This window comes from Dictyoglomus turgidum DSM 6724 (assembly GCF_000021645.1).
Lineage (GTDB): Bacteria > Dictyoglomota > Dictyoglomia > Dictyoglomales > Dictyoglomaceae > Dictyoglomus > Dictyoglomus turgidum.
Genome location: NC_011661.1, coordinates 1,286,753 through 1,313,521, shown reverse-complemented (window position 1 = coordinate 1,313,521; position 26,769 = coordinate 1,286,753). Strand labels below are relative to the sequence as shown.

The window sequence follows — 26,769 nt, the reverse complement described above, 5'->3', positions numbered from 1 at the left end:
TTATTCCTCCATTAATCTCTTAAATTCAGGCTCAATGTATCTTATTTCCCCCATTGTTGGTGTCAAAACACTCTGCCCATTCACATATACAATGCTTGGTTGCCATTCTTTTAGTTCACTTCCAATAAACTCTTTATCCTTTTTGAAATCTTCTTCGTTCCAATCATCACAATACTTGCGCCAGACAACCGCAATGTTTTTTCCTTCTTTTTCTCCAAGGATAAAGAGGTATCTTTTGCCATCGTTTTCTCTTGCTTTTATCTTCTTTACCTTTAATCCTAAAAGGTAGTTAAATGTCTCCGGAATATCTACCACCATTTCCTGTGGCTCACCAACTTCAGAGAGATTTACCTTTAATTTGTAAGCAAAAGGGTCTTTGAGGCTTTCCATATTTAAGAGATATGGGCTTTCCCTTGTTTCGTAGTCAAGGAAGTATTTTAAAAGGTATTCGTCTTTAAAAAGTTCCAGTGCCTTTTTGTTTTCTTTAAGCTCAATGTTATCAAGAGTGTCTTCGTATTGTTCAAGGATTTGGTATTTGAAAAAGCCACCTGCTGTTTTTTCATTGTATTTTTCTTTAACATCTTTTTCTTTTGAAATTCCTGATTTATCATAAGCCAAAACTTTTTTCATTCTTGGCAAAACTACTGTCCAGAAATGCTCTCCCATCTCAATTCCAATCCATTTTCTTTTAAGTTTGTGTGCTACTGCCGTTGTTGTGCCTGAGCCGAGGAAGAAGTCCATAACTAAATCGCCTTGGTTAGAAGTAGATTCTATAACACGCTTTAAAAGGATTTCGGAGTTTTCAGTGGGGAATTTTATACCCCAGAAATTAGATTGAGCATAACTCATCTCATCAGTCCAGTTTGTAGTTAAGCTTTCTTCATCATAAAATATTTGAATTTTAAATTCTTTTTTGCCACATATTTCACATTTTGAAATTGTAGAGTAATAAGGAACCTCACACTTAACGCAAACTATTCTAACCTTTCCTTTTTTTATTGCTTCGTCTATTCGATTTTGATTATACAACCAATGTCTTCCAGCAGGAGCTTTAAACTCTATTCCAAAAACATTTACTACTGATGAAGTAGTTCGCTCACCTGGTCTGTGATCTAAATCTATCCAAAATATTTCTTTAAAAAGATTTTTGACGACTTCTAATTTTTCTTCGTCTTTTTTCAGCCTCTCTAATAATACCAGCATATTCTTGTAAAAATCAGTCTTTCTAGAAGGGATCATAAAGTATTGTTTTTCGCTTTTGGCGTAAAACAATAAGCTTTCAGTAGCAATAGAATAAGAAAGTCCTTCTGTTCTACTCTTACCTTCTGTCCTTTTAATAGTTATCTCATTCCTAAAATTCTCCTCTCCAAAAATCTCATTCATCAAAAGCCTAACATACATATTGCCGTTGTAATCGCACCTGACAAATATGCTTCCTTTATCGGAAAGTAAATCCCTGGCAAGTCGCAACCTGTTTTCAAGCATGCTTATCCAGGTAGAATCCTTATACCTCACATTGTAAAGATAATCAGCATCTTGTTCTTTGTTAAATGGTGGGTCAATATAAATTGTTTGAACTTTTTCTTTATACTTATTCAAAAGCAAATTCAGTGCCTGCCAATTTTCACTCTTGATTAGAATTCCATCCAAAACATCATCTAAATCATATTTTTCAGATATCTTTTCAAGAAGTTTTAGCTTAAACTCCTCATCAAAATAATTTGTATCAAGCGGAAATTTTTTACCTTCTAAATCCTTCTCATCTTTTATATCTCCAAAACCAAGTTCTTTCCACTCTTCAAGCTGCTCCTTGTTTCTCAAAACCTTATCAATTAGTTCTTTATAAAACTCATCATCAGTCCACTCTTTAATCCTATCCATGGTAATCACATAATCTGTCTTTAAAACAAACTTCTTCTTTTCCCATAACCTTTTCTGAAAATCTTCAATCTGTGAAAGAAAATCAATGATTGCGGAACCTATTTCCCTTACCACCTTTGCCCTGGTGATATGTTTATCTAAAAATCTTTCTTTCTCCAGTGTTTCAATATCCAAAACCTCGGATTTTATGAAGTAATCCAGTTGCTCGGAGAGGAATTTTTTGAGGTTTTTATGGATAAAGTAATCCTTGGTGTTTTTGGCAGTAAACCTTGAGATGTGATAAAGAAGTAGTGGTTTATCATTTTTGTTTTGTATCAAGAAACCTTTAAGTGAAAGTTCTTTCAGATTATTTAAAATTTCTTCATAACTTTTTTGATTGATTTTTTCTTGTTTTGCTGTGTTGCTTCCACCTTCTACTTCGTAATGTTTTACCTCCTCATCCGTTAACTCTCTATACTGAAAACGGATAATTAAGGTCTTATCTTCTAACTCTACAGGTTTTTCATCATCAAGGATGAAGAATCTCTCCTTTGTTGCTTTATTTGAGCCCAACTCCTCTTTTGCTGAAACTATGCGGAATAAAACCTTATAAGATTTGCTTGCATCGGTAAAGAAGGCATAGTCCCGGAAAAGAAGACCTGTCTTTGTGTAATACTGTTCGGCATTTGCCCAGTAGAGTTTTACTTCCTCGCCGTTATAGGGGATAGCATATTTATGCCCTTTTATTGAGTAGCGGTATTGGGGAACAAAATCACCTTCTTCATAATATCTTGAAAAGAAGTTGTAAAGGTCGTTGAAAACCTGAAGTTTTATCTCATCAATCTTTTCTGCTTCTTCCTTTTGTGCTTTTATGGAAAGATAATCCTTACCGACAGGTGTGTCTTTATATTCAGGTTTTAATTCTCCAGTTGGAGTAAGAGCGGAATTTCCTAATGTATCTATAATCTTTCTTTTTGCTTCTTCCAATCTCTGCTGGATGTCTTCAATCCTTTTATCCTTATATCTTGCAAAGGCAGTTTCAACCTTATTTACAAGGTCTTTCTCAATAAACTTCTCAATCATCTCACGCTTGTAATTTAAAATGCGGTAAATTCCGAAGTCCAAATCAGAGGATTCAAATTGAAAAAGATTCTTTAATAGTTCTTGAAATTTCTGGATGGTGTTCATTCCTTATCCTCCAAATTTACATTTTCCTATGCATTGAGGGGCTCCCAATATGGGATGGCGTTGGTAAATCTTGTGAGGAAAGGCTCAATCACCCTCCTAAACTTTCCTGCACCTTAGGAAGCTTTAAATAAAATTTTATTAATTCTTCAGGTAAATCAAAATATTCAGCTAATTGCCAAACTTCTGTTATTCCTTTCCTTACTGCCTCTAAAAATTCTTCCTCAGGAATAAGATAAGATACTTTCCATTTCATTGCTCTATATTCTTTTCTTGATATTTCAATCTCTTCTCTGTAATTTTCTGGCTTCCTATCACTGTAAGTTGATCCTGTAAAGTAGTGTCCAAGCTCTTCTGCCAGTGCACATTTAAACTCTTTTTTGCTTCTATTAATATCCCTTCTTAACCCTATAACCTTTACCCCTTCCATCTCTAAATAAACTGCGGAAATTGGTTCCTTAAAGTCCCACCATTCTAAATGAATACCTTCTTCCTCTACCATCTCAAGAAGATTAGAAAGCATTCATCACCTCACATTTAATTTATTTTTTTCCATACTTCTTTCTTACAAAATCAACGAATTCTTCAATGCTTTTTATTGCGGGTTCAGGAAGGTCAGAAAGATCTCCATAAGAGAGACATGTTGCAATTTTTACCTCTTCCTTTCCAAGGAGATAGTCTATGGAAACATCAAGCACTTCAGAGATTCTTTTTAATATAGTAAGCTTTGGTACTCTTCCTTCCTCTTCATATCTTGTTATTGTGGAGGGAGATACTCCTATTTTCAGAGCAAGTTCTTTTTTAGTTAGTCCTCTTTTTTCACGAACTTCTTTGAGTCTTTCACTTATGATCTTTATTTCTTTGTCCTCGTCCATCTCTCTCACCTTACTTTTTCCACTTAGGTATATTTTAATACATATTTTCCAAAATGTAAACATAAATTTTCCTATTGACAATTCCCAAATAGAAATTTATACTGTAATATAATTCCCATATGGGAAGTAAGGAGGTATAAAAAATGAAAAATTATCAAGAGACCCAAATAATTGATAAGGCAACAGTTAAACAAGTGGCATATATCCATGCATTAATAAAAGAAATAGGCTGGAGTGATGAAGAGTAAGCATTAATGGAAAAGAATATATAGGAGAGGTAAAGGCAAGGAAAGAAGGCTTCAAAGAGATTTACAAGTGACTCTTTGGAAAAGACTTTTTATTTTTAAGGGCAGATAGAAAAGAATTTTTGGTTGTGATGAACATGGAAAAATTTTTGGAGCTAATAAAATGGAAGTAAAGATAAAAGATTTAATTGAGCTTTTGGATCTTGAAAGGGAATATGAAGAATTTAAAAAGGTAATGGATACCGCAGTTGAGAGATTTATTTCTTGTGGATATGACGAGGACTTTTTAATCTACAGGCTGAAAAAATATTTTGAGAAGGAAAAAAGGATAATTTTAATGATATTTTTGGAAAGGTATAGAGAGGAAAAGGAATAGAAGAATTGACTTTTTTAAAAGAGCTACTTAAAATAGAAAGTAAAAAAAGGATAAAATTAGGGTATATAGCTTAAAATAAACCACAATTTAAATCTTTTATCCTACTTATCTCATCTTAATTTAGTTAAGAAAGAAGGTGAAAGAGGAATGAAAAAAATATTTCTTCTTCTTTCAGTTTTCCTTATCTTTTCCCTTTTAATTTCAGGATGTGCACCTAAAAAGGATACAACTCCACCACAGCAAGTCTGGCAAAAAACTTATGGAGGAAGCAATGATGATGAGGCTTTTTCCATACAGCAGACAACTGATGGAGGATATATAGTTGCAGGATGGACAGAGTCTTTTGGTGCAGGAAATAGGGATGTTTACATAATAAAGCTTGATAGTAATGGGAATAAGGTTTGGGAGAAAACCTATGGAGGAGAGTATTATGATCGGGCTTCTTCCATACAGCAGACAAGTGATGGAGGATATATAGTTGCAGGAGGGACATATTCTTTTGGTGCAGGATATTATGATTTTTACATAATAAAGCTTGACAGTAATGGGAATAAGGTTTGGGAGAAAACCTATGGAAGAAGCGATTGGGATAATGGGGCTTATTCCATACAGCAGACAACTGATGGAGGATATATAGTTGCAGGATATACATGGTCTTTTGGTGCAGGAGGGGATTTTTACATAATAAAGCTTGACAGTAATGGGAATAAGGTTTGGGAGAAAACCTATGGAGGAAGCAATTGGGATGATTGGGCTTCTTCCATACAGCAGACAACTGATGGAGGATATATAGTTGCAGGATTGACATATTCTTTTGGTGCAGGATCTGCTGATTTTTACATAATAAAGCTTGACAGTAATGGGGATAAGGTTTGGGAGAAAACCTATGGAGGAAGCAAGAATGATGTGGCTTTTTCCATACAGCAGACAACTGATGGAGGATATATAGTTGCAGGATTGACAGATTCTTTTGGTGCAGGATATGATGATTTTTACATAATAAAGCTTGATAGTAATGGGGATAAGGTTTGGGAGAAAACCTATGGAGGAAGCAGTTATGATGAGGCTTATTCCATACAGCAGACAACTGATGGAGGATATATAGTTGCAGGATTGACAGATTCTTTTGGTGCAGGAGGTTCTAATTTTTACATAATAAAGCTTGATAGTAATGGGGATAAGGTTTGGGAGAAAACCTATGGAGGAAGCAATGATGATTGGGCTCGTTCCATACAGCAGACAACTGATGGAGGATATATAGTTGCAGGATGGACAAGGTCTTTTGGTGCAGGAAATAGGGATTTTTACATAATAAAAACAGATTCAGAAGGAAATACAGGACCATATCCTACTCAGTGATAAGTGATAAGTTGGGGAGCAGGGAGAGAATCCTTGCTCCCCTTTTTATTTTGTATAATATTTTTTTATCCTTTCTCTATTTTCCTCATAATAAGCGTAGATTACTCTAATTCCTGAATGTGCTCCTTTTCCTTTTAATGACCTACATGCAAATTTTTTTTGCTTTATAAATTTTTAGATGTGTATGAGGGGGAAGGAGATTGAAAAAATATTGAAAATTTTTCAAGAAAGATTTAAAATAGAAAATAAAAATAAGGATAAAAAATTAGAGTTAAAGATAAAGCATCGTTTAATCCACTTTTTATCCTGCTTTTTCTCCTAATTTACTTAATAAAGGGGTGAGAAGGGGATGAGAAAATTTTTTCTTCTTCTTTCAGTTTTCCTTATCTTTTTCCTTTTAATTTCAGGATGTGCACCTAAAAAGGATACAACTCTACCACAGCAAGTCTGGCAAAAAACCTATGGAGGAAGCGATTCTGGTGATGAGGCCTCTTCAATACAGCAGACGAATGATGGAGGATATATTGTTGCAGGATGGACATCTCCTCTTGCCACAGGATCTTACTATGTTTACATAATAAAGATTGATAGCAATGGAAATATGAAGTGGGAGAAAACCTTTGGAGGAAGTAATGCTGATTGGGCTTTTTCCATACAGCAAACAATTGATGGGGGATATATTGTTGCAGGAAGAACATCTTCTCTTGGTGCAGGAAGTTATGATGTTTACATAATAAAGCTTGATAGTAATGGAAATATGAAGTGGGAGAAAACCTTTGGAGGAAGCGATTGGGATGAGGCTTTTTCCGTACAGCAAACAAGTGATGAGGGATATATTGTCGCAGGAAGAACAAATTCTTTTAGTAAAGGAGAGGGTGATGTTTACATAATAAAGCTTGATAGTAATGGAAATATGAAGTGGGAGAAAACTTTTGGAGGAAGCAGTGATGATTATGCTCTTTCCATACAGCAGACAAGTGATGGAGGATATATTGTTGCAGGAGTGACATGGTCTTTTGGTGCAGGATCTGCTGATTTTTACATAATAAAGCTTGATAGCAAGGGGGACGAGGTTTGGGAGAAAACCTATGGAGGAAGCAGTTCTGATTATGCTTGTTCCATACAGCAAACAAGTGATGGGGGATATATCGTTGCAGGATATACAAATTCTTTTGGTGCAGGATATGGTGATGTTTACATAATAAAGCTTGGTAGTAATGGAAATATGAAGTGGGAGAAAACCTTTGGAGGAAGCAGTGATGATAGGGCTTATTCCATACAACAGACAAGCGATGGAGGATATATTGTTGCAGGAGTGACATGGTCTTTTGGTGCAGGTGATGTTTACATAATAAAGCTTGATAGTAATGGGAATAAGGTTTGGGAGAAAACTTTTGGAGGAAGCAATGATGATTGGGCTAATTCAATACAGCAAACAAAAGATGGAGGGTATATAGTTGCAGGATATACAAATTCTTTTGGTGCAGGATATGGTGATTTTTACATAATAAAAACAGATTCAGAAGGAAATACAGGACCATATCCTACTCAGTGATAAGTGATAAGTTGGGGAGCAGGGAGAGAATCCTTGCTCCCTTTTTTATTTAGGTATCTTTGTAAATATCCTTATCAAAGATAACTCTATAATCTCCAATCCTAAATCTATAGGTTCCAATCTTTTGACTTATTAATTTTCTTGCATATTTTAAAGGATCAACAGCATATCCGGTAGTATAAAATAATTTTGTGTATGGAAAGAAGGGATAAAATGGCTGACCTGTAATCACTTTTATCATCCCTCAAATATTAGGACTAACTTTCTTTTCTTGCTTATCTTTATCTTCTTACAAAAATATTAGCGGAAATCTTCTACGATTATTGAGGTAAATTTGGTAAAATAAACATATAAAATCGCCTTCAAATTCTACCACAAGGAGGCATCCTTTTTTAAATACTGATTACAGGTCAGGGAATAGAAGAATTGATTTTTTTAAAAGAACTACTTAAAATAGAAAGTAAAAAAAGGATAAAATTAGGACATATAGCTTAAAATAAACCACAATTTAAAGCTTTTATCCTACTTATCTCATCTTAATTTAGTTAAGAAAGAAGGTGAAAGAGGAATGAGAAAATTTTTTCTTCTTCTTTCAGTTTTCCTTATCTTTTCCCTTTTAATTTCAGGCTGTGCACCTAAAAAGGATACAACTCCACCACAGCAAGTCTGGCAAAAAACCTATGGAGGAAGCAGTTCTGATTATGCTTATTCCATACAGCAGACAAGTGATGGAGGATATATAGTTGCAGGATATACATGGTCTTTTGGTGCAGGAAATAGGGATTTTTACATAATAAAGCTTGATAGTAATGGGAATAAGGTTTGGGAGAAAACCTATGGAGGAAGCAATGATGATTGGGCTCGTTCCATACAGCAGACAAGTGATGGAGGATATATAGTTGTAGGAGGGACATATTCTTTTGGTGCAGGATATGCTGATTTTTACATAATAAAGCTTGATAGTAATGGGGATAAGGTTTGGGAGAAAACCTATGGAGGAAGCGAGAATGATGTGGCTCGTTCCATACAGCAGACAAGTGATGGAGGATATATAGTTGCAGGAGGGACATCTTCTTTTGGTGCAGGAGGGGATTTTTACATAATAAAGCTTGATAGTAATGGGAATAAGGTTTGGGAGAAAACCTATGGAGGAAGCGATGATGATTGGGCTTCTTCCATACAGCAGACAAGTGATGGAGGATATATAGTTGCAGGAGGGACATATTCTTTTGGTGCAGGATCTGCTGATTTTTACATAATAAAGCTTGATAGTAATGGGGATAAGGTTTGGGAGAAAACCTATGGAGGAAGCTCTTGGGATCGGGCTTCTTCCATACAGCAGACAACTGATGGAGGATATATAGTTGCAGGATATACAAATTCTTTTGGTGCAGGAAATGGGGATTTTTACATAATAAAGCTTGACAGTAATGGGGATAAGGTTTGGGAGAAAACCTATGGAGGAAGCAGTTATGATGAGGCTTATTCCATACAGCAGACAAGTGATGGAGGATATATAGTTGCAGGATATACAGAGTCTTTTGGTGCAGGATATTCTGATTTTTACATAATAAAGCTTGATAGTAATGGGGATAAGGTTTGGGAGAAAACCTATGGAGGAAGCAATGATGATGAGGCTTCTTCCATACAGCAGACAACTGATGGAGGATATATAGTTGCAGGAGGGACATATTCTTTTGGTGCAGGAGGGGATTTTTACATAATAAAAACAGATTCAGAAGGAAATACAGGACCATATCCTACTCAGTGATAAGTGATAAGTTGGGGAGCAGGGAGAGAATCCTTGCTCCCCTTTTTTATTTTGTGTAATATTTTTTATCCAATCTTTTGACTTATTAATTTTCTTGCATATTTTAAAGGATCAACAGCATATCCGGTAGTATAAAATAATTTTGTGTATGGAAAGAAGGGATAAAATGGCTGACCTGTAATCACTTTTATCATCCCTCAAATATTAGGACTAACTTTCTTTTCTTGCTTATCTTTATCTTCTTACAAAAATATTAGCGGAAATCTTCTACGATTATTGAGGTAAATTTGGTAAAATAAACATATAAAATCGCCTTCAAATTCTACCACAAGGAGGCATCCTTTTTTAAATACTGATTACAGGTCAGGGAATAGAAGAATTGACTTTTTTAAAAGAGCTACTTAAAATAGAAAGTGAAAAAAGGATAAAATTAGGGCATATAGCTTAAAATAAACCACAATTTAAATCTTTTATCCTACTTATCTCATCTTAATTTAGTTAAGAAAGAAGGTGAAAGAGGAATGAGAAAATTTTTTCTTCTTCTTTCAGTTTTCCTTATCTTTTCCCTTTTAATTTCAGGATGTTCACCTAAAAAGGATACAACTCCACCACAAGTAACAATTACAAATCCTCAAGATGGTCAAACTGTTTCTGGAACTGTCATAATACGGGCAACCGCAAGTGATAACGTAGGAGTTTCAAAAGTAGAATTTTACATTGATGGAACAAAAGTGGGAGAAGATACATCAAGTCCTTATGAGTATAGCTGGAATACTACTCAATATGCAGATGGGAATCATACAATACAGGTTAGAGCAATAGATAATGCAGGGAATGTAGGAAGTGCAAGTATAACTGTAAATGTGCAAAATGCTCAACAGCAAGTCTGGCAAAAAACTTATGGAGGAAGCAATTTGGATTGGGCTTCTTCCATACAGCAGACAACTGATGGAGGATATATAGTTGCAGGATGGACAGAGTCTTTTGGTGCAGGAAATATGGATTTTTACATAATAAAGCTTGATAGTAATGGGAATAAGGTTTGGGAGAAAACCTATGGAGGAAGCGAGAATGATGTGGCTTATTCCATACAGCAGACAAGTGATGGAGGATATATAGTTGCAGGAGGGACATATTCTTTTGGTGCAGGATCTGCTGATTTTTACATAATAAAGCTTGACAGTAATGGGAATAAGGTTTGGGGGAAAACCTATGGAGGAAGCTCTTGGGATTGGGCTTATTCCATACAGCAGACAAGTGATGGAGGATATATAGTTGCAGGAGAGACATCTTCTTTTGGTGCAGGAGGTTCTGATTTTTACATAATAAAGCTTGACAGTAATGGGAATAAGGTTTGGGGGAAAACCTATGGAGGAAGCAATGATGAATGGGCTCGTTCCATACAGCAGACAACTGATGGAGGATATATAGTTGCAGGAACGACATATTCTTTTGGTGCAGGATATGATGATTTTTACATAATAAAGCTTGACAGTAATGGGGATAAGGTTTGGGAGAAAACCTATGGAGGAAGCAGTTATGATGAGGCTTATTCCATACAGCAGACAAGTGATGGAGGATATATAGTTGCAGGATATACAAATTCTTTTGGTGCAGGACGTTCTGATTTTTACATAATAAAGCTTGACAGTAATGGGGATAAGGTTTGGGAGAAAACCTATGGAGGAAGCAGTTATGATGAGGCTTATTCCATACAGCAGACAAGTGATGGAGGATATATAGTTGCAGGATATACAGAGTCTTTTGGTGCAGGAAATGGGGATTTTTACATAATAAAGCTTGACAGTAATGGGGATAAGGTTTGGGAGAAAACCTATGGAGGAAGCAGTTATGATCGGGCTTATTCCATACAGCAGACAAGTGATGGAGGATATATAGTTGCAGGAGGGACATCTTCTTTTGGTGCAGGATCTGCTGATTTTTACATAATAAAAACAGATTCAGAAGGAAATACAGGACCATATCCTACTCAGTGATAAGTGACGGGTTGGGGAGCAGGGAGAGAATCCTTGCTCCCTTTTTTATTTAGGTATCTTTGTAAATATCCTTTCTACTCCTCTTTTATTTAGAGGATATCCTTGTTTTGTAATAAATACTCTTTCTTCATATGGAAAATATCCTCTCATTTTTAACCACTTTGCCATCTCCCTTACAAGAGTCTTTCCCATGTAAACTTCTCTATCTTTTTCTCCCTTTCCACTTCTAATGAAAATACTCCTTTTGGGTAAATTTACATCATTTACAGTGAGGTTTAAAAGTTCAGATAGCCTTATCCCAGTATCTAAAAAGGTAAGAACAATTACATAATTTCTAAAACTATCCCATGATTTTTTATCGCAAACCTTGAGTAAATTAAGTATTTGTTCATCGTTTAAAATATGAGGATAACTTTTTGGAAGTTTATATCTTTTAATTTTTGCTGAAATATTTTCTTCTAAATATCCTTCATCATATAGGAAGTGAAGAAAAGATTTTATAGCTCTAATGTGAGTGTCAATAGAGGCAGGCTTTAGTCCCCTTTCTCTAAGGGATGAAATATATTTCTGGATAGAGTAAACAGAAAGCTCTTCTAAGGGGACAGACTTAGTGAAGGGAATTAAAGTTTCTTTGTACCACTGAAGGGTTTTAGGTCTTTTACCATTCACTTGGGAGACAAAGAAAAAATTATCAAGGAGGGATTTCCAGGATTTAACTTGGTTTTTCATAGTACGCCTGCCTCCTTCAAAAAGAGGGGCAGAGATGAAGATTTAAGAATAAGATTAAAAAAGAGAAAATAGAGATGAAAACTAAGTTTAAAAAAGATGGTGGGCGGAGCAGGACTTGAACCTACGACCTCCTGCTTGTAAGGCAGGCGCTCTAACCACTGAGCTATCCGCCCACTTTATGGCGCCCTCAGGGGGATTCGAACCCCCGTCACCGCCTTGAAAGAGCGGTGTCCTAGGCCGGGCTAGACGATGAGGGCTTTATCTTGGTGAGCCGCACAGGAATCGAACCTGTGACCCCCTGATTAAAAGTCAGGTGCTCTACCGACTGAGCTAGCGGCTCACACGAGTATTTTTATATACTATATTTGTCTTATTTTGTCAATAATTCCAAGGTACAAAATTTTCCTTAACTTCTCCGACAAGTATTCTACCAAAAAAATACATAATTTTCAATAACCCGTCTTTTGTTATAATACCTTATAATACCGAAGTAGGAGGACTTTAAGATTATGAAGATAGTTATAATTGGCTCTTCAGGACACATAAATTATGCTATCGAAGGTATAGGGCTTGATAAAGAATGCGAAGTTGTTGGGGTAGCCCCCGGTTCCAAAGGAGAGAGCATAGATAAAGTTTTAAATATGCTTGGTGAAAATTTTAAGGGAAAGGTTTATGGTGATTATGAGGTAATGTTAGAAGAGCTTTCTCCTGATGTTGCAGTGGTTGCCTGTCATTTTGGAGATATAGCTAAGGTTAATATCAAAGCTTTAAGTTATGGTTGCCATGTTTTTACAGAGAAACCCTTAGCTACTACAATGGAAGATCTTAAAGCATTAAAAAGAGTTTATTATCAGTCTGGTAAAAGACTTTGTGCTATGTTTGGAATAAGGTATAAACCATGGTTTTTTACTGCTTATAAATTCGTAAGAGAAGGAGCCATAGGAGAGATAAGATTAATAAATACTCAAAAGTCTTATAAGTTGGGTAGAAGAGATGAATTTTATAAAAAAAGAGAGACTTATGGTGGAACTATTCCATGGGTGGGAATTCATGCTATAGATTGGATTCATTGGTTTACTCATAAAAGGTTTAAGACTATATATGCAACCCATTCAAGGAAATACAATAAAGATCATGGAGATCTTGAAGTTACAGCTCTTTGTCATTTTACGTTGGAGGACGAAATTTTTGCTTCTTTGAGCATAGATTATCTTCGTCCTGAAAATGCTTTATCTCACGATGATGATCGTATGAGAATTGTAGGTACTGATGGAGTAATAGAAGTTATATTTAATAAGGTGTTTTTGACTAACAAAGACTATAAAAATCAAGAGCTTCCCCTTGAAGGTAGAGGAAATATATTTGTGGATTTTTTGAAAGAAATAAAAGGTAATGGGAGCTGTATGGTAACAGCAGAAGAGTCTTTTTATGCTACAGAAGTAGCTCTTTTAGCTAGGCAATCAGCAGACAAAAATAAGATTATTTACCTTCCATGATCTTTTTTATGGCCTGTTTTGCCATATTTGCTCTTGGTGGACATCCTTGTACATATAATCCTTGATCTTTATAGGGAAAAGTACAATTTCCAAAAAGGATTAATTTTTTTGTGAGTTTATATTTGTTTAAATCCTCTACAGGTCCAATTACCACAGTTATATCCTTCAAATCAGCGTTTGGATCTTCTTCAAAGATACCAGCAATTCCACTTGCCATTGCTCTTTTACAACTAGGACAACTTTTTGATGGGTCAATAATGTTAATTTTATCTCTAAATTCTTCATATTCTAATGTTGGCTCTACAATTTTCTCTCTCCACTCAAGAGATTCTATAGGTACACCCAAGAGCTCAATCTCGGAAAGATCTATAGGACCAAGGCTAAATTTCTTTGCAAGAGTTAGATGTCTTATCTTATAAGGATCTACTTTTAATACTCTTGCAGCTATAGAATCTACCGCTACCACGTTGTCTCCTACGATTAGTGTATTGCTTTCTATGCCATAGCCACCCACAGGGAAATTTCCTACAAGGGTGTTTATTGCAGTAGTTATTACAAGGTCACTCTTTCTAAATCTATTTAGATCTACTATGGCGTCTTCTAAACCTGATACATGAATTAGCAAAGTAGTTTCTTTAGGCATAATTCCCATTATATTTTTCATTCCATTAGAAATTATTGTTAAAGCATGAAATCTTAGTCCAGGAACATTTATAAACACATCGCATTCTTCCACAATTGGAGGAATAGGAACTGCAGATTTAATTACTTCTGCCTCAGGTAAAGTTTTTAAATTATGAGGAGGATCGTCGAAACATATAACTTTTGCAAAATTTATCTCTTCTTTCTTGTACCATTTAAAAACGGTAGGAGTTCTTTCTCCAATATATACTTCTTTTGCTCCTTGCTCTTTACAAAGTTTAGCAAGAGATAATACTACTTGAGAGTCAGAAATGAATCCTTTTTCTTCCTTGCTAATAAATGCATTAGGCTTTATCAAGACTATGTCTCCTCTTTTTACGTATTTTTCTATTCCACCAATTAGGTCTATAGCATCTCCAACTGATTTGTATATATCATCCTTTGTCCTTGTTATAGCAACCTTGTTCATGGAGAACCTCCTAGTCTTAATATTTTAATATTATGCAAAGATTATGTACTATATTAAATAAACAATAAAGTATAATGCTTTATTATTAAAGTGTCAATTTTGTTAAGGAAAAATATTCTTACTCTCCCTTAATGCTTGACAAGAGTAATAATAAAGTGATAAATTGTAATGTCGATTAGGATATTTTAAAAATTATTCATTATATATAGGAGGTTGTTAGGAAATGTTTGTGGTAGTAGAGACAGGAGGAAAACAATACAAAGTAAGTGTTGGAAGTATGGTGAATGTGGAGAAACTAAAAGCAAATGTAGGTGATGAGGTAGTTTTAGATAAAGTACTATTGGTGGGAAAAGAAGATGAGGTAATTATTGGTCAACCCTATGTGGAGGGAGCAAAGGTCATAGCAAAGGTGGTTAGACAGGATAAGTATCCCAAGGTAATTGTATTTAAGTTTAAAAGAAAAAAGCATTACAGAAGAAAATACGGACACAGACAACCTTATACTCAACTATCCATTAAAGAAATAGTTCTACCTCATTAGGCAAGAGGAGGTGAATTTAAATGGCTCACAAAAAATCAGGTGGTGCAAGCAGAAACGGAAGAGATAGTAATCCTAAATATTTGGGAGTTAAAAGATTTGAGGGACAATTGGTAGAAGCAGGCAATATACTTGTAAGACAAAGAGGTACGAAAATCTATCCTGGGATGAATGTGGGGATGGGTAGAGATTTTACCCTTTATGCCTTGCAGCCTGGAATTGTTAAATTCTCCATAAAGCATGGCAAAAAGTATGTAAATGTACTTTCTATTCAATAGATGAATGTTTATTGATAGGGCAAAAATATATGTAAAAGCTGGAGATGGTGGAAACGGGTGTATAGCATTCCGTAGGGAGAAGTTTGTACCCAAGGGTGGACCCGCTGGAGGTGATGGTGGTAAAGGTGGAGATGTAATAATTGAGGCAGATGAAAATTTAGATACTCTTCTTGATTTTCATTATAAGAGGCACTATTATGCGGAAAGAGGAGAGCACGGTAAGGGGAAGAATCAAAAAGGTAAAGATGGTAAGGATCTTGTGATAAAGGTACCAGTAGGGACATTGATATTTGATGTTGAGACTGGAGAGCTTCTTGCGGATTTAGTAAGCCATGGACAGAGAGTTGTAGTAGCAAAAGGAGGTAAAGGGGGTAGAGGCAATGCACACTTTGCTACTTCTACAAGGCAAACTCCGTATTTTGCTGAGAAAGGAGAAAAAGGCGAAGAAAGATGGCTTTATCTTGAGTTAAAACTTCTTGCAGATGTGGGACTTTTAGGCCTTCCGAATGCTGGAAAATCAACTCTCCTTTCAAGAATTTCAAATGCAACCCCAGAGATAGCTCCTTATCCCTTTACTACAAAAACTCCTAACTTAGGCGTGGTAGAAAGAGAAGATATTACTTTTACTGTTGCTGACATACCTGGGCTTATAGAAGGTGCTCATGAAAATAAAGGAATGGGAGATGAGTTTCTTAGGCACATAGAAAGGACCTCAGTGTTAGTATTTGTGCTCGATGCTGCAGATATGGTAAATCCTCCTCAGAGGGCTTATGAGATATTGAAGAAGGAACTATATCTTTATAGTCCAAAACTTTTAGAAAAACCAAGGATTATAGCTATTAATAAAATAGATCTTCCTGAAGCTCAGGAAAGAATTCCTGAGATAGAAGAATGGCTAAAAAATGAAGGTGTTCCCTATGTATTTATATCAGCAAAAGAAGGTATTAATATAGACAAACTTTTAGAGCTAATGGAAAAATATGTGAAAGAAAAAAAAGAAAGTATTCCAGTGGTTGAAATAGAGAAAGAAATAGAGGAACTAAAACAAGAGAATAAAAAGCAGGAGATTCCAGAGATAATTAAAGAGGGAGATCTTTGGATATTAAAAGATAAAAAGACGGAAAGTCTTGCTAATAAACTTGATTTATACAATCCTCAGGCTTTTTCATACTTCTTAAACTATGCTAAAAGACGAGGTATAATAAAATTGATAAATAGAGCAAAAATAAAGGACGATGAAGAAATAAAGATAGGAAATTATGTGTTTAAATACAATTCGAAAAATAATTCTCTGGAGCTTATAGAATGAAGATAGGTATTTTAGGTGGAACTTTTGATCCAATACATTATGGGCATCTCTGGTTTGCAGAATACGCCAGAGAGAAATTTAAACTTGACAAGGTATTTTTTATACCTAATAGAGTACCTTCTCATAGGGAAATCCCTATTGCAACCTCAAAACAGAGATATGAAATGGTCCTTTTGGCCACTCTTAATAATCCTTATTTTGAGGTTCTTCCTATTGAACTTGAGAGAGAAGGGGTTTCTTACATGGTAGATACTATTAGAGATCTTTCTACATATTTCTCTAATGCAGAGCTTTATCTTTTATTAGGAAATGATGCTTTTCGAGATTTTTTGAAATGGAAAGATCCTTACAAAATTGTTGAAAAAGTCAGTATTATAGTTGGAAGTAGAGGAGAAGAATATTATACTAATGATTTGAAAGACTTTATTAAAACTTTTGAAAATAAGATATTCTTTTTAGACTTTCCTTACTATCCAATATCCGCAAAAGAGATAAGAGATAGGGTAAAGAAAGGCTTGTCTATAAAATATCTTGTTCCTGAGAATGTGGAAGAGTATATTATTAAAAATAGTGTATATTGTGAGGAGGATCAAAAGGATGTCAAATGAAATTTTAGGCACCGATATGGTGGTTCAGATTGGTATTATTGTAAAGGATATAGAGAAAGCTGTGGAGGAATTTTCAAGGATTTTTAATGTAGTAAAACCAGAAATAATAATTACTGATGTTTACGAGAAAGCTCATACAGAGTATAAAGGGAAACCTACATCTGCAAGAGCGAAGCTTGCGTTTTTTAAGAATTTTAAAAATGTGGAGATAGAATTTATAGAACCTGACGAAAATCCCTCTACGTGGAGAGAATTTTTAGATAAGCACGGAGAAGGAGTTCATCATTTGGCTTTTTTGGTTAAAGGAACAGACGAAATTGTGAGAAGATTTAAAAATTATGGAATTGAAGTAGCTCAAAAAGGGGATTACACAGGAGGAAAGTATACTTATCTTGACTCCTTTGAAAAGTTAAAATTTATAATTGAGCTTCTTGAGAATTTTTAAAAATGGAAAGGGTCCTTGCAATTGTTGGAGATTATTATCATCCTGAAGAGAAAATCAAAGAGACCTTAGAGTTTGTTTTAAAGAACACTTATTGGGTTGATTATGCTTCAATTAATAATTTTTCTATGCTAATAAGAGAAGATCCCTATTTAGTTATTATAGGAAGAGAAAATAAGTTAAACCCTCAAGACAAAAATTCTCTTATTTGGATGGATGACGAAATTGAAAATCTTTTGGTAGATTATGTGTCTAATGGAGGGAGACTTCTGGTGATGCATTCAGGCTTAGCCTCCTATGACGTAAGTGGAAAATATGTGAGAGAACTTACAAGAGGATATTTTAAGTATCATCCTGAGAGAAAAATGGTAAAATACTATGGTAGGTATCCTGATAAGGATAAAGATATATATTTCGAGATTTTTGATGAACATTATTTTGTAGAGGTGGATAAAGAAAGTACAAATATTTTCTTGTATTCTACCTCCCTTGATGGAGAGTCTGTTGCAGGATGGTATCATGAGTATGGAAAAGGGAAAATATTGTGTCTTACTCCTGCCCATAATGAGGCTTTAGCTAATGAGAATTTAAGGAAATTACTAAGGGATTTAATATTATGGATGTGAATGAAATTCAAAAGTTTTTGTTAATTATAGAAAATAAACTTCAAGAGAATTGGAATAAATTCTCTTCTAATATATCAATTCATTTAATCACAGCCTATCATATGGGGTGGGTCGGTGAAGACTTAACTCCTCTTGCTAATATTAGGCGGGGAAAGAGATTAAGACCCCTATTTTGTGTTTTAGTAAATCAAACCTTAGGTGGTTTCTTAGATGATGCATTAGAGATAGGTTCTGCTATTGAATTTTTACATAATTTTTCTTTAGTTCATGATGATATTCAGGATAGAGATGAGAAAAGGCATGGTAGATGGACTGTTTGGAAGATATGGGGAGAGGCTCAAGCGATAAATGTGGGAGATCTACTTTTTAACATGGTTTTTCAGGTACTTACAAACTTAAAATCTCCTGTTTTGCTTTCCAAATCCTTAAAAGAACTGACAGAGACTATAAGAGAACTTATCGAAGGGCAATATCTTGATATTTCTTTTGAAAAGAGAAAGGATATTAGTCTTAAGGAATATTTAATGATGATAGATAAAAAAACTGCTAAATTATTTTCTACAAGTTTTTATCTTGGTGCTTTCTCGGCTACCTATAAAGAAGATCTTTCAAAGATATTTCAAGAAATAGGGAGAGATTTTGGTTTATTTTTCCAAATTGCTGATGATGCTATAGGTATATGGGGTGATCCTGAGAAAACGGGAAAAAATGCTTTTGTAGATCTTTGGAGAAAAAAGAAAACTTATCCTATTCTATATTTATATTCCGAATCTTCTGAAAAAGAAAAATTAAGAATAGAAGAGATATGGGGGAGAGAGATTGTTACAGAGAAGGATATCGAATATCTTTTAGACCATTTAGAAAGGAAAAGAGTTAAAGAGGCGACCTTCAATCTTGCTGAAAAATATTTTGATGAGGGGTATAAAAAACTTTTATCTTTTCAAGACTTGTACAATATTTCCCTCCTAAGAAAACTCTTTGAAGACTATTATAATTTGATTTTTTCTCTCCAGAGATCATAAATGTCTCTTCCCACAATTTTTAAATAAGTCTGTAATTCTCTTGAGAAAGAAGATCTTTCATAAGCCCATCCCCATTTCTGAGGTTCATATCTTGCAAGCATGCTCAGAAGAAAAAGTATTAAGTAATGAATAGCTAAGTTATCAAGAGATGTTTTTCTATTAAGGAATAAAAATAAATCACCTAAGGTATATTTTTCTCCTTCTGGAAGGGAATAGGGAGAAATGGCTTTGTAAAAAGTAGGAAAAAGTCCCTTTTCTTTTATGAGTACAGTCTCAACTCTTGGATCATAATCTTTTGTCCAATCTACAGATTTATCTCCTGCTACTCTTACGGTAAGTCCATGGAGAACTTCTCGTGGGATAGTTTTTGACTTCATTAAAATTATTATTTTGGAAAGAGCTACTAATCCATAAAAAAATAGTAAGGGGGAAACAAAATAATCGGATTTCTCTCCTATTTCTAAATTACTTTTTGCTTGTATTAATGTATAGTGAAGAAAGAAACGCTCTCCCTCTCCTAAATTAGTAGATAATTTTTTCTCATATTTTAAAAGGTTTTTATAGGGAGAGCGCCTTATCATAGTTAAATCTTTAAAGACTTCTCAAAAATTCAATAAACTTTTCTAATCTTTTCAAAGTCTTATCTTTTCCAAGCACCTCTGCAATCTCGTAAAGTCCTGGTCCTACTGTTTTGTTAGTTAGAGCAACTCGAATTGGATGAACAAGGTTTTTGGTAGGAATTTGATTTTCTTCAGCTAAGTTTCTTAATGAGTTTTCTAAATTTTCAGCAGTAAATTCTTGTATTTGGCTCCATACCTCTTTTATTTTCTCTAAATAAAGTGGAGTATCAGGATGCTTGCATACCTTTTTAGCTATTTCCACATCATAATCTAAATCATCTACAAAGAAGTAATCAGCGTATTCTCTAATTTGAGCAAGAGTTTTCAGTCTCTCCTGGAGAAGAGTAAGCACTTTAAGATAGTATTCTCTTTTGAAATTTTCCTCTTTGAACCATTCTGCTTCTTTTAAAAAAGGATATGTAAGATCTGCAAGCTCTTCTAAGGATAATCTTCTTATATGTTGGGTGTTTATCCATTCAAGCTTTGTCACATCAAATATGCCTGGATTTTTAGTAACTCTTCTTAGATCAAAAAGCTCAATTAATTCTTCTACAGTATAAATTTCCTTGTTCTCTTCGGGAGTCCATCCTAAAAGAGCAAGATAATTCACTAATGCTTGAGGAAGATAACCCATATTCTTATATTCCGTAACCGATGTCACGCCATGTCTTTTAGAGAGTTTTGATCGGTCAGGGCCAAGAAGAAGTGGAAGATGAGCAAACTCAGGGGGACTCCATCCAAAAGCTTGGTATATAAATAACTGTTTTGGAGTATTGGATATGTGGTCTTCTCCTCTTATTACGTGGGTTATTCCCATAGTGTAGTCATCGATCACTACTGCAAAGTTGTATGTGGGTATTCCGTCCGATTTCATAATGACAAAATCTCCAATATCTTCGTTATTAAATTCTATTTCTCCTCGAATAATATCGTTAAATACTGTTTTACCTTCTGGAACAAGAAGCCTTATGGCAGGTTTTCTTCCTTCTCTTTCATATCTTGCCCTTTCTTCATCCGATAGATATAAACATTTTCTGTCGTATTTAGGTGGTTTCTTCTGAGCAAGAGCTTCTTTTCTTCTTTCTTCTAATTCTTCAGGGGTACAATAGCAATAATAAGCAAGTCCCTTTCTTAATAGTTCATCAGCATACTTTCTATATAGGTCTAATCTTTGGGTTTGATAGTATGGTCCCTCATCCCAATAAAGTCCTAACCATTTCAGTCCTTCAATTATATTTTCTTCATATTCTTTTGTAGATCTAGCAAGGTCAGTATCTTCTATTCTTAAAATAAAAGTTCCCTTATTGTGTCTTGCAAAAAGCCAATTAAACAAAGCGGTATGCGCCGTACCTACATGAAGATAACCTGTTGGACTTGGAGCAATTCTTACTCTTACACTATCCATTAAGTGACACCACTCCCTTCTTTGGGGTCCTATAAAATCTTGTATGAATAAGTTACCTCTGCTGTTCCCCTTAAAATAGCAGAGACTGAGCAGTATTTATTTTGGGATAGTTCTATTGCCTTTTTAATATTTTCCTCATTGAGATTTTCGCCTTTAAAAATATACTCAATGTGAACCTTAGTGTATACCTTAGGATGTTCTGTAGCTCTTTCTGTGGTAATTCTCATCTCAAAATGCTCTACTTTTTCCTTCATTTTGTTTAAAATGGAAATAACATCCATACCAGTACACCCACCAAGAGCTACGGGAATAAGCTCCATTGGGGCTGGTCCTTTGTTTTCTCCACCGTGCTCAGGAACTGCGTCCATTACAATATTAAAATTTGATGGTGTAGTACCTGTAAATTGCATTTTTCCATCCCATACTACTTTTGTTTCCATCCTTAAATCCCTCCTTAGTTTTTTATTTTTTTAATACTTTTAAAAGTATACAGAGTGGTAAATTATTGTCAATGCTTTAATTATAAGATAAAATATCTTGATAAACAAAATAATTTTAGGGAGGATCAGAGATGGTAGAAAAGTTAGATCAGATTGAAGAACTTAAAAAATTAGATCCCAAAGATATGTACTCTGCGGTTTATAATCTACCTGAACAGATTGAAAGAGCAGCAGAAGTTGCATACAATGCTGAAATTAAGAACATATCCGATAAAATTGACAAAGTTCTTGTACTTGGAATGGGTGGCTCTGCCATAGGTGGAGATGTCTTACAAAGTGTACTCTTTAAAGAAGCTAAATTTCCAGTTTTTGTAAATAGGGATTATGATTTACCAAATTGGGTTGATGAAAGCACCTTAGTTTTTGCTGTTAGTTATTCGGGGCATACAGTAGAAACTATAAATTCGGCAAAACTATCCTATAGTAGGGGTGCATCAGTGGTTGCTGTAACTAGTGGCGGAGTATTGAAAGAATTTGCTCAAGAAAACAATCTTACCCTTGTAGAGATACCGAGTGGAATGGCTCCAAGGGCAGCCATAGGTTATGTGACTATACCATCTTTTGTAATTTTGGAAAGATTAGGACTTATTTCTTCTAAAAAGAAGGATATTGAAGAGACAGTAGCATATTTGAGAAATAAGAGAGAAGAATTTAAGATTGAGGTTCCCACTGAACAAAATGTGGCAAAAAAAGTTGCAAAAATGATGTTCAAACATATTCCTGTTATTTATGCTGTGGAAGAAAAATGGAAGGTAGCTGCTTATAGATGGAAATGTCAAATAAATGAGAATTCGAAATATCCTGCTTTTTATCATTTCTTTCCCGAATTAAATCATAACGAAATTATGGCGTGGGAAGCTATAGACAATGTTATAAAGCCATTAACTTTAATTTTCCTTTACACATCTCTTGAGGGAGAGATGAAGATAAGAGTTGAGTTTATGCAAGAGAAGATCTCGGCAAGAGGAGTTCCAGTATTTCTTTGGCAAGCAGAAGGTAATAATCCATTGACTCAATTTTTCTCCCTAACTTATCTTGGGGATTTTGCTACTGTCTACCTTGCTTATCTTGCAGATAAGGATCCCTTCTCCATAGGCTATATAAATGAGCTTAAATTAAGGATTGGACAGGCTTTAAGTTGAAGATATTAGCCCTTGCAGATATAGAGTCTCCCAATTTTTACGAAAGATTTGATATTAGCCCATATAGAGGGGTGGAGGGGGTAATATCTTGTGGTGATGTTATGCCCGAACTTTTAACCTACATTGCTACCATGTTAAACGTACCTGTTTTTTATGTATATGGAAATCACGATGAGATATATTTGAAACGTCCTCCTGAAGGCTGTGAAAACATTGATGGTAGGATAATTGAATTTAAAGGAAAAAAAATATTAGGACTTGGAGGATCTATTAAGTACAGTGATGGGAAATTTCAATTTACAGAGAAAGAGATGGAAGGAAGAATAAGGAGACTTTATTTTAAATTAAGAAAGGGTATAGATATTGTGGTTGCCCATTCTCCCCCAGCAGGGGTTCATGAAACGGGTGATTTTGCTCACAAGGGCTTTGAATCTTTTCTTAAATTAATTATAAAGTACCAGCCTAAGTATTTTTTACATGGGCATACTCATATGAACTATGTTTATAACTCTCAGAGAATTGCTGAAATTGGAAAAACTAAGGTTATAAATTGTTCTGGGATAGTGATATTGGAGCTTTGAGGATGAGGTTTTTTAGAGGCTTATTTAAAAAAAGACATCTAAAAAGTTTTGACGAAAAATTAAAAGAGGAAGATTTTATTGGATGGAGAGATTTAGGCTATCAAACCATTGAGGTTGATAAAATTGTGGGAAGTGTAGGAAGGTATAGAGATTTTGATGAAGAGTTCAGACCATTAAAGGGAAGCTCAAAAAGCAGATTACAAGAGCTTGAGAATGCCATATTAAGAGGGAAGATCTTACCTCCCATTGAAGTTTATAAGATAAAAGATGAATATTATGTTGTAGATGGAAATCATAGAGTGGCGGTAGCAAAGAAATTAGGACAAAAGGAAATTGATGCTCATATAATAGAGTATATTCCTGCAGAGACTAGTATGGAAAATATATTAGCTCGGGAAAGATCAGATTTTGAACTAATAACGGGTTTAAGAGATATAATTCTTACAGAGATAGGGCAGTATAGAAAGCTTCTAAGCCAGATTTTAGAACATAAATATTATATGAGTGAGAGAAGGGGAGAGGAAGTTAGCATAAAAGAAGCAGCAAGAGATTGGTATAAAAATATATACCTACCTATTGTAGAGAAGATTAGGAAAGAAAAGCTTCTTGATGCTTTTCCTGGAAGAACCGAATCAGATTTATATGTATACATATCCGATCATAAATGGCTTGAAAGCCAAAAAAGAGGATATGATATAGGCTTTGACAAAGCAATAGAGGATTTTAAAAATTTTGTTCCAGAGACCTCCCTTAAGGAAAAAATTTTTGATCTTTTCAAATTTCAATTTTAGAAAAAGGATATTTGTCTTTTGTCTTCATTTCCAAATATTTCAATTTTTCCATAGACCCCATCGTACCCTGGTTTAATAGAAATTTTTCCTTCTCTCATGAGTCTTATACCTATAGCTACTTTTTCAGATACTTTAGCAATTTCAGAGATGTCTCTATAAAGAAGAATACTTAGTTCATCACCAAGGTTCTCTATAAACCTCATGTATTCTCTTTGAACATAAGGAGAAGATACATCTTTATCCATGGCTTGAGCTATAATCTCCTCTAAAGGAACTAAGTTTACATAAGGGATTTTATTCTGAGGTATAAATCCCTCTTCTCTATCTGCAAGAGCTTCTACTCTGTGGAGTACCCCTATGGTAAGAGGTTTTTTACATACAGGACATAAATTTTCTAATCTTTGGCTTTCTTTAGGATGTAAAGACACATTGCAGTTCCTATGTCCATCATAATGATATTTCCCCTCTTCTGGGAAAAATTCAATGGTAAACAAAAACTTATTTTTGTCTTGGGTCTTTATAGCGTTAAAAATCTCTCTATAATTCATATCACAGTTAAATACATTAGCTTCTCTTCCAATTTTCCCTGGCGAGTGGGCATCAGAGTTAGAAATCAGACATATTTTATCAAGAGAGCTTAATCTCCAATTCATAGGAGGATCACTACTCAATCCTGTCTCAAGGGCAAAGATTTTACTACTATATCTATCAAAAGCTTCTTCTATAGAATCAAACCCTGAGTTAGATCCAAATAGAGAAAACCACGGTGTCCAAGCATGGGCAGGAATTATGTGAACATCCTCAGATATCTCCCAAAGAAGAGGTAAGATTTCTAATATTGATTTTCCAATAGTAGGCCTTCCATCAACAGAAAGGTCGCAAAATTTACTTAAGGTTTTGTTAATCTTGGAGGCAATTTCTAACGTGGGTGAGAAAATAATCAGGTGAATTCTTCTCAATTTTTTATTCTGAGAATATACCAAACTTACTTCAGAGGTTAATATAAAGTTTGTACTATTATAAGAGTAAATGCCATAGTTTTCTTCTTTTAATTTTTCCTCCAATTCTTCAAACCATAAAGGATGAGTGAAATCTCCTGTTCCTAAAAGGGCTACACCTTTTATCTTTGCCCATTTTGAAATCCCTTCTAAATTCATATCTTTGCTTGTGGCTCTACTATATTTGGAATGAATATGAAAATCTGCTATGAATCTCAAAGAAATCACCTCTTTTATTCTCATTAGTTTATAATAAATTGGTTAGATTGTTAATATTTTCTCAAGGGAGGGAACTATGAACTTTGAATACTTTCTGAGGCTTTATGGAAGGGAAAGGAAGTATGAATTTAAAGCAAAAAATGTTAGAGAATGGGAAGATTGGAAAACAAATTTTAGGAAGGACTTGATCAGGATTTTAGGAGAATTTCCTGAAAGTTCAGATTTTAAATTAGAGATTCTTGAAAAAAGTAAGCTTAGAAATATCTGTGTGGAAAAAATTAAGTTTAACTCCTCAAAAGATATAGAAGTTATAGGTTATGTTTTAACTCCTGAAATAAATCTTCCTGCTCCTTTTGTAATAGCTGTTCCTGGACATGGAGTTGGAGCAAAAGATGCAGTTTTTGGGGATTCTTCAGGATATATGAAGAATTTTGGAGTTCTACTTGCTCAAAGTGGTTTTTTAACTTTTGTTATAGAGCAGCTTGGATTTGGAGAAAGAAGAGAGGAAAAAGATATAGAAGAAAGAGAAGATAAAAGCTCCTGTAGAACTTATGCTTTTTGGGCTTTAATGCAAGGCAAGACTCTAATAGGATTAAGGGTTTGGGATATTATAAGGACTATTGATCTTTTTTTGGAAAATTTTGAGATAAAAAGCGATGCTATTGGAATTTATGGAATCTCGGGAGGAGGAACCACTGCACTTTTTACCTCAGCTATTGACGATAGAATAAAAGCTACAGTGATTAGTGGGTATCTTAATACCTTTAGAGATAGTATTTTGTCAATGTCTCACTGTGAATGCAATTATATTCCAGGGATTTTAGAATATGGAGAAATGTATGATATAGCTTCTCTTATTGCTCCAAGATTCCTATTTATTGAGCATGGAAAAAAGGATCCTATTTTTCCCATAGAAAGCACTGTTTTTGCTTTTAAAAAAATTAAGGAGGTATATGATTTTTTAGGGGTTTCTGAAAATATAGATTGTGAATTCTTTGATGGTGGACATGAGATTTATGCTAATAAGTCTATTTTTTGGCTTAAAAGGATTTTACAAGGTAAATAATAATTTGACTTTTTTAGTATAGAAGGTTAAAATATGTCTAAAAAAGTATGAATTATGAGGTGTAG

General features: G+C 34.5%; 28 protein-coding genes and 3 tRNA genes. 17 read left to right on the top strand and 14 right to left on the bottom strand.

Going from position 1 to position 26,769, the window contains the following annotated elements:
• The 3 genes from DTUR_RS06695 to DTUR_RS06685 form a co-directional block, all read right to left on the bottom strand.
• On the bottom strand, positions 1-3,048 hold the full coding sequence (locus DTUR_RS06695; protein WP_012583653.1) for a site-specific DNA-methyltransferase: 3,048 nt from the start codon (positions 3,046-3,048) through the stop codon (positions 1-3).
• An 88-nt stretch (positions 3,049-3,136) separates the two neighbouring features.
• A complete protein-coding gene (locus tag DTUR_RS06690) occupies positions 3,137-3,568 on the bottom strand; it encodes an ImmA/IrrE family metallo-endopeptidase (RefSeq protein WP_012583652.1) in 432 nt (143 codons plus the stop codon).
• Between the two features lie 19 nt (positions 3,569-3,587).
• Positions 3,588-3,983, bottom strand: coding sequence for a helix-turn-helix domain-containing protein (locus tag DTUR_RS06685; protein ID WP_164931018.1), 396 nt, complete (start codon positions 3,981-3,983; stop codon positions 3,588-3,590).
• Positions 3,984-4,328: 345 nt separating this feature from the next.
• Here DTUR_RS06685 and DTUR_RS06680 point away from each other — a divergent pair, with 345 nt between their 5' ends.
• From DTUR_RS06680 to DTUR_RS06670, 3 genes are all read left to right on the top strand, one after another.
• A complete protein-coding gene (locus DTUR_RS06680) occupies positions 4,329-4,541 on the top strand; it encodes a hypothetical protein (protein ID WP_012583650.1) in 213 nt (70 codons plus the stop codon).
• 147 nt (positions 4,542-4,688) lie between these two features.
• Positions 4,689-5,900 (top strand): lipoprotein, encoded by a 1,212-nt coding sequence (locus tag DTUR_RS06675; protein WP_012583649.1) that lies wholly within the window; start codon positions 4,689-4,691, stop codon positions 5,898-5,900.
• Positions 5,901-6,249: 349 nt separating this feature from the next.
• Positions 6,250-7,455, top strand: a complete 1,206-nt coding sequence (locus DTUR_RS06670; RefSeq protein ID WP_012583648.1) for a lipoprotein — start codon at positions 6,250-6,252, stop codon at positions 7,453-7,455.
• A 49-nt stretch (positions 7,456-7,504) separates the two neighbouring features.
• On the opposite strand, the gene DTUR_RS06665 is transcribed toward DTUR_RS06670, so the two are convergent.
• Entirely contained in the window at positions 7,505-7,696 is a 192-nt protein-coding gene (locus DTUR_RS06665; RefSeq protein WP_164931017.1) for a type II toxin-antitoxin system RelE family toxin, read from the bottom strand.
• A gap of 327 nt (positions 7,697-8,023) precedes the next feature.
• Between DTUR_RS06665 and DTUR_RS06660 the strand changes: the two genes are divergently transcribed.
• The gene (locus DTUR_RS06660) at positions 8,024-9,226 is read left to right on the top strand and encodes a lipoprotein (protein ID WP_012583646.1); all 1,203 of its coding nucleotides are present in this window, start codon (positions 8,024-8,026) and stop codon (positions 9,224-9,226) included.
• Positions 9,227-9,291: 65 nt separating this feature from the next.
• On the opposite strand, the gene DTUR_RS09570 is transcribed toward DTUR_RS06660, so the two are convergent.
• Complete coding sequence (locus tag DTUR_RS09570) at positions 9,292-9,420, bottom strand: hypothetical protein (protein WP_278007861.1); 129 nt, start codon at positions 9,418-9,420, stop codon at positions 9,292-9,294.
• 327 nt (positions 9,421-9,747) lie between these two features.
• On the opposite strand from DTUR_RS09570, the gene DTUR_RS06655 reads away from it, so the two are divergent.
• Positions 9,748-11,223 carry an Ig-like domain-containing protein gene (locus tag DTUR_RS06655; RefSeq protein WP_012583645.1) on the top strand — a complete coding sequence of 492 codons (1,476 nt, stop codon included), beginning with the start codon at positions 9,748-9,750 and terminating at the stop codon, positions 11,221-11,223.
• Between the two features lie 45 nt (positions 11,224-11,268).
• Here DTUR_RS06655 and DTUR_RS06650 read toward each other — a convergent pair whose 3' ends face one another.
• The 4 genes from DTUR_RS06650 to DTUR_RS06635 all read right to left on the bottom strand — a co-directional run bounded on the left by DTUR_RS06650 (position 11,269) and on the right by DTUR_RS06635 (position 12,292).
• The gene (locus DTUR_RS06650; protein ID WP_012583644.1) at positions 11,269-11,952 is read right to left on the bottom strand and encodes a tyrosine-type recombinase/integrase; all 684 of its coding nucleotides are present in this window, start codon (positions 11,950-11,952) and stop codon (positions 11,269-11,271) included.
• Between the two features lie 97 nt (positions 11,953-12,049).
• Positions 12,050-12,125: transfer RNA gene (locus tag DTUR_RS06645), tRNA-Val, on the bottom strand.
• 6 nt (positions 12,126-12,131) lie between these two features.
• Positions 12,132-12,209 (bottom strand) — tRNA-Glu (locus DTUR_RS06640).
• A gap of 7 nt (positions 12,210-12,216) precedes the next feature.
• Positions 12,217-12,292, bottom strand: a tRNA-Lys gene (locus DTUR_RS06635).
• 169 nt (positions 12,293-12,461) lie between these two features.
• Between DTUR_RS06635 and DTUR_RS06630 the strand changes: the two genes are divergently transcribed.
• The gene (locus tag DTUR_RS06630) at positions 12,462-13,448 is read left to right on the top strand and encodes a Gfo/Idh/MocA family protein (RefSeq protein ID WP_012583643.1); all 987 of its coding nucleotides are present in this window, start codon (positions 12,462-12,464) and stop codon (positions 13,446-13,448) included.
• Here the strand turns inward: DTUR_RS06630 and DTUR_RS06625 are convergent.
• On the bottom strand, positions 13,432-14,559 hold the full coding sequence (locus tag DTUR_RS06625; RefSeq protein WP_012583642.1) for a DUF362 domain-containing protein: 1,128 nt from the start codon (positions 14,557-14,559) through the stop codon (positions 13,432-13,434). The genes DTUR_RS06630 and DTUR_RS06625 overlap by 17 nt on opposite strands.
• A 223-nt stretch (positions 14,560-14,782) precedes the next feature.
• Here DTUR_RS06625 and rplU point away from each other — a divergent pair, with 223 nt between their 5' ends.
• From rplU to DTUR_RS06590, 7 genes are read left to right on the top strand one after another with little or no spacing between them, the layout of a single operon-like run.
• The gene (rplU, locus tag DTUR_RS06620; protein ID WP_012583641.1) at positions 14,783-15,100 is read left to right on the top strand and encodes a 50S ribosomal protein L21; all 318 of its coding nucleotides are present in this window, start codon (positions 14,783-14,785) and stop codon (positions 15,098-15,100) included.
• A 20-nt stretch (positions 15,101-15,120) separates the two neighbouring features.
• Complete coding sequence (gene rpmA / locus DTUR_RS06615; protein WP_012583640.1) at positions 15,121-15,375, top strand: 50S ribosomal protein L27; 255 nt, start codon at positions 15,121-15,123, stop codon at positions 15,373-15,375.
• 4 nt (positions 15,376-15,379) lie between these two features.
• The gene (obgE, locus tag DTUR_RS06610; protein WP_012583639.1) at positions 15,380-16,684 is read left to right on the top strand and encodes a GTPase ObgE; all 1,305 of its coding nucleotides are present in this window, start codon (positions 15,380-15,382) and stop codon (positions 16,682-16,684) included.
• Positions 16,681-17,292 carry a nicotinate-nucleotide adenylyltransferase gene (gene nadD / locus DTUR_RS06605; RefSeq protein ID WP_012583638.1) on the top strand — a complete coding sequence of 204 codons (612 nt, stop codon included), beginning with the start codon at positions 16,681-16,683 and terminating at the stop codon, positions 17,290-17,292. Before obgE ends, nadD begins: the two co-directional genes overlap by 4 nt.
• Positions 17,282-17,737: a VOC family protein gene (locus DTUR_RS06600; RefSeq protein WP_012583637.1), complete on the top strand. Its 456-nt coding sequence runs from the start codon at positions 17,282-17,284 to the stop codon at positions 17,735-17,737. Before nadD ends, DTUR_RS06600 begins: the two co-directional genes overlap by 11 nt.
• Before the next feature lie 2 nt (positions 17,738-17,739).
• Positions 17,740-18,360, top strand: coding sequence for a ThuA domain-containing protein (locus tag DTUR_RS06595; protein ID WP_012583636.1), 621 nt, complete (start codon positions 17,740-17,742; stop codon positions 18,358-18,360).
• Positions 18,351-19,382 (top strand): polyprenyl synthetase family protein, encoded by a 1,032-nt coding sequence (locus tag DTUR_RS06590; RefSeq protein WP_012583635.1) that lies wholly within the window; start codon positions 18,351-18,353, stop codon positions 19,380-19,382. The genes DTUR_RS06595 and DTUR_RS06590 overlap by 10 nt, the downstream gene beginning before the upstream one ends.
• Here the strand turns inward: DTUR_RS06590 and DTUR_RS06585 are convergent.
• The 3 genes from DTUR_RS06585 to DTUR_RS06575 are packed head-to-tail and all read right to left on the bottom strand — an operon-like array spanning position 19,349 to position 21,847.
• A complete protein-coding gene (locus DTUR_RS06585; RefSeq protein ID WP_012583634.1) occupies positions 19,349-19,963 on the bottom strand; it encodes a YaaC family protein in 615 nt (204 codons plus the stop codon). The two genes, DTUR_RS06590 and DTUR_RS06585, sit on opposite strands and share 34 nt — an antisense overlap.
• 10 nt (positions 19,964-19,973) lie before the next feature.
• Positions 19,974-21,407 (bottom strand): glutamate--tRNA ligase, encoded by a 1,434-nt coding sequence (gltX, locus tag DTUR_RS06580; protein ID WP_012583633.1) that lies wholly within the window; start codon positions 21,405-21,407, stop codon positions 19,974-19,976.
• Positions 21,408-21,436: 29 nt separating this feature from the next.
• Positions 21,437-21,847, bottom strand: coding sequence for an OsmC family protein (locus tag DTUR_RS06575; protein WP_012583632.1), 411 nt, complete (start codon positions 21,845-21,847; stop codon positions 21,437-21,439).
• A 131-nt stretch (positions 21,848-21,978) separates the two neighbouring features.
• Here DTUR_RS06575 and DTUR_RS06570 point away from each other — a divergent pair, with 131 nt between their 5' ends.
• Genes DTUR_RS06570 through DTUR_RS06560 form a run of 3 tightly spaced genes read left to right on the top strand, consistent with a single transcriptional unit; the run spans position 21,979 to position 24,421 of the window.
• A complete protein-coding gene (locus tag DTUR_RS06570; RefSeq protein ID WP_012583631.1) occupies positions 21,979-23,049 on the top strand; it encodes a bifunctional phosphoglucose/phosphomannose isomerase in 1,071 nt (356 codons plus the stop codon).
• Positions 23,046-23,630 carry a metallophosphoesterase family protein gene (locus DTUR_RS06565; protein ID WP_012583630.1) on the top strand — a complete coding sequence of 195 codons (585 nt, stop codon included), beginning with the start codon at positions 23,046-23,048 and terminating at the stop codon, positions 23,628-23,630. The genes DTUR_RS06570 and DTUR_RS06565 overlap by 4 nt, the downstream gene beginning before the upstream one ends.
• Before the next feature lie 2 nt (positions 23,631-23,632).
• Positions 23,633-24,421 carry a DUF4032 domain-containing protein gene (locus DTUR_RS06560; protein ID WP_012583629.1) on the top strand — a complete coding sequence of 263 codons (789 nt, stop codon included), beginning with the start codon at positions 23,633-23,635 and terminating at the stop codon, positions 24,419-24,421.
• Here the strand turns inward: DTUR_RS06560 and DTUR_RS06555 are convergent.
• Entirely contained in the window at positions 24,418-25,638 is a 1,221-nt protein-coding gene (locus DTUR_RS06555; protein WP_164931016.1) for an endonuclease Q family protein, read from the bottom strand. The genes DTUR_RS06560 and DTUR_RS06555 overlap by 4 nt on opposite strands.
• Before the next feature lie 76 nt (positions 25,639-25,714).
• Between DTUR_RS06555 and DTUR_RS06550 the strand changes: the two genes are divergently transcribed.
• Positions 25,715-26,704 (top strand): alpha/beta hydrolase family protein, encoded by a 990-nt coding sequence (locus tag DTUR_RS06550; RefSeq protein WP_012583627.1) that lies wholly within the window; start codon positions 25,715-25,717, stop codon positions 26,702-26,704.
• The last annotated feature ends 65 nt before the right edge of the window (positions 26,705-26,769 follow it).

What these genes read in the sequence shown, in the direction of transcription:
- DTUR_RS06655 (WP_012583645.1), top strand. Translation starts at nt 9,748, where the DNA reads ATGAGAAAATTTTTTCTTCTTCTTTCAGTTTTCCTTATCTTTTCCCTT.
- DTUR_RS06685 (WP_164931018.1), bottom strand. Translation starts at nt 3,983, where the DNA reads ATGTTTACATTTTGGAAAATATGTATTAAAATATACCTAAGTGGAAAA.
- DTUR_RS09570 (WP_278007861.1), bottom strand. Translation starts at nt 9,420, where the DNA reads ATGATAAAAGTGATTACAGGTCAGCCATTTTATCCCTTCTTTCCATAC.
- DTUR_RS06695 (WP_012583653.1), bottom strand. Translation starts at nt 3,048, where the DNA reads ATGAACACCATCCAGAAATTTCAAGAACTATTAAAGAATCTTTTTCAA.
- DTUR_RS06570 (WP_012583631.1), top strand. Translation starts at nt 21,979, where the DNA reads ATGGTAGAAAAGTTAGATCAGATTGAAGAACTTAAAAAATTAGATCCC.
- DTUR_RS06690 (WP_012583652.1), bottom strand. Translation starts at nt 3,568, where the DNA reads ATGCTTTCTAATCTTCTTGAGATGGTAGAGGAAGAAGGTATTCATTTA.
- DTUR_RS06675 (WP_012583649.1), top strand. Translation starts at nt 4,689, where the DNA reads ATGAAAAAAATATTTCTTCTTCTTTCAGTTTTCCTTATCTTTTCCCTT.
- gltX (WP_012583633.1), bottom strand. Translation starts at nt 21,407, where the DNA reads ATGGATAGTGTAAGAGTAAGAATTGCTCCAAGTCCAACAGGTTATCTT.
- DTUR_RS06660 (WP_012583646.1), top strand. Translation starts at nt 8,024, where the DNA reads ATGAGAAAATTTTTTCTTCTTCTTTCAGTTTTCCTTATCTTTTCCCTT.
- DTUR_RS06595 (WP_012583636.1), top strand. Translation starts at nt 17,740, where the DNA reads ATGGAAAGGGTCCTTGCAATTGTTGGAGATTATTATCATCCTGAAGAG.
- nadD (WP_012583638.1), top strand. Translation starts at nt 16,681, where the DNA reads ATGAAGATAGGTATTTTAGGTGGAACTTTTGATCCAATACATTATGGG.
- rplU (WP_012583641.1), top strand. Translation starts at nt 14,783, where the DNA reads ATGTTTGTGGTAGTAGAGACAGGAGGAAAACAATACAAAGTAAGTGTT.
- DTUR_RS06590 (WP_012583635.1), top strand. Translation starts at nt 18,351, where the DNA reads ATGGATGTGAATGAAATTCAAAAGTTTTTGTTAATTATAGAAAATAAA.
- DTUR_RS06600 (WP_012583637.1), top strand. Translation starts at nt 17,282, where the DNA reads ATGTCAAATGAAATTTTAGGCACCGATATGGTGGTTCAGATTGGTATT.
- DTUR_RS06585 (WP_012583634.1), bottom strand. Translation starts at nt 19,963, where the DNA reads ATGATAAGGCGCTCTCCCTATAAAAACCTTTTAAAATATGAGAAAAAA.
- DTUR_RS06575 (WP_012583632.1), bottom strand. Translation starts at nt 21,847, where the DNA reads ATGGAAACAAAAGTAGTATGGGATGGAAAAATGCAATTTACAGGTACT.
- DTUR_RS06550 (WP_012583627.1), top strand. Translation starts at nt 25,715, where the DNA reads ATGAACTTTGAATACTTTCTGAGGCTTTATGGAAGGGAAAGGAAGTAT.
- DTUR_RS06670 (WP_012583648.1), top strand. Translation starts at nt 6,250, where the DNA reads ATGAGAAAATTTTTTCTTCTTCTTTCAGTTTTCCTTATCTTTTTCCTT.
- DTUR_RS06560 (WP_012583629.1), top strand. Translation starts at nt 23,633, where the DNA reads ATGAGGTTTTTTAGAGGCTTATTTAAAAAAAGACATCTAAAAAGTTTT.
- rpmA (WP_012583640.1), top strand. Translation starts at nt 15,121, where the DNA reads ATGGCTCACAAAAAATCAGGTGGTGCAAGCAGAAACGGAAGAGATAGT.
- DTUR_RS06625 (WP_012583642.1), bottom strand. Translation starts at nt 14,559, where the DNA reads ATGAACAAGGTTGCTATAACAAGGACAAAGGATGATATATACAAATCA.
- DTUR_RS06630 (WP_012583643.1), top strand. Translation starts at nt 12,462, where the DNA reads ATGAAGATAGTTATAATTGGCTCTTCAGGACACATAAATTATGCTATC.
- DTUR_RS06650 (WP_012583644.1), bottom strand. Translation starts at nt 11,952, where the DNA reads ATGAAAAACCAAGTTAAATCCTGGAAATCCCTCCTTGATAATTTTTTC.
- DTUR_RS06665 (WP_164931017.1), bottom strand. Translation starts at nt 7,696, where the DNA reads ATGATAAAAGTGATTACAGGTCAGCCATTTTATCCCTTCTTTCCATAC.
- obgE (WP_012583639.1), top strand. Translation starts at nt 15,380, where the DNA reads ATGTTTATTGATAGGGCAAAAATATATGTAAAAGCTGGAGATGGTGGA.
- DTUR_RS06680 (WP_012583650.1), top strand. Translation starts at nt 4,329, where the DNA reads ATGGAAGTAAAGATAAAAGATTTAATTGAGCTTTTGGATCTTGAAAGG.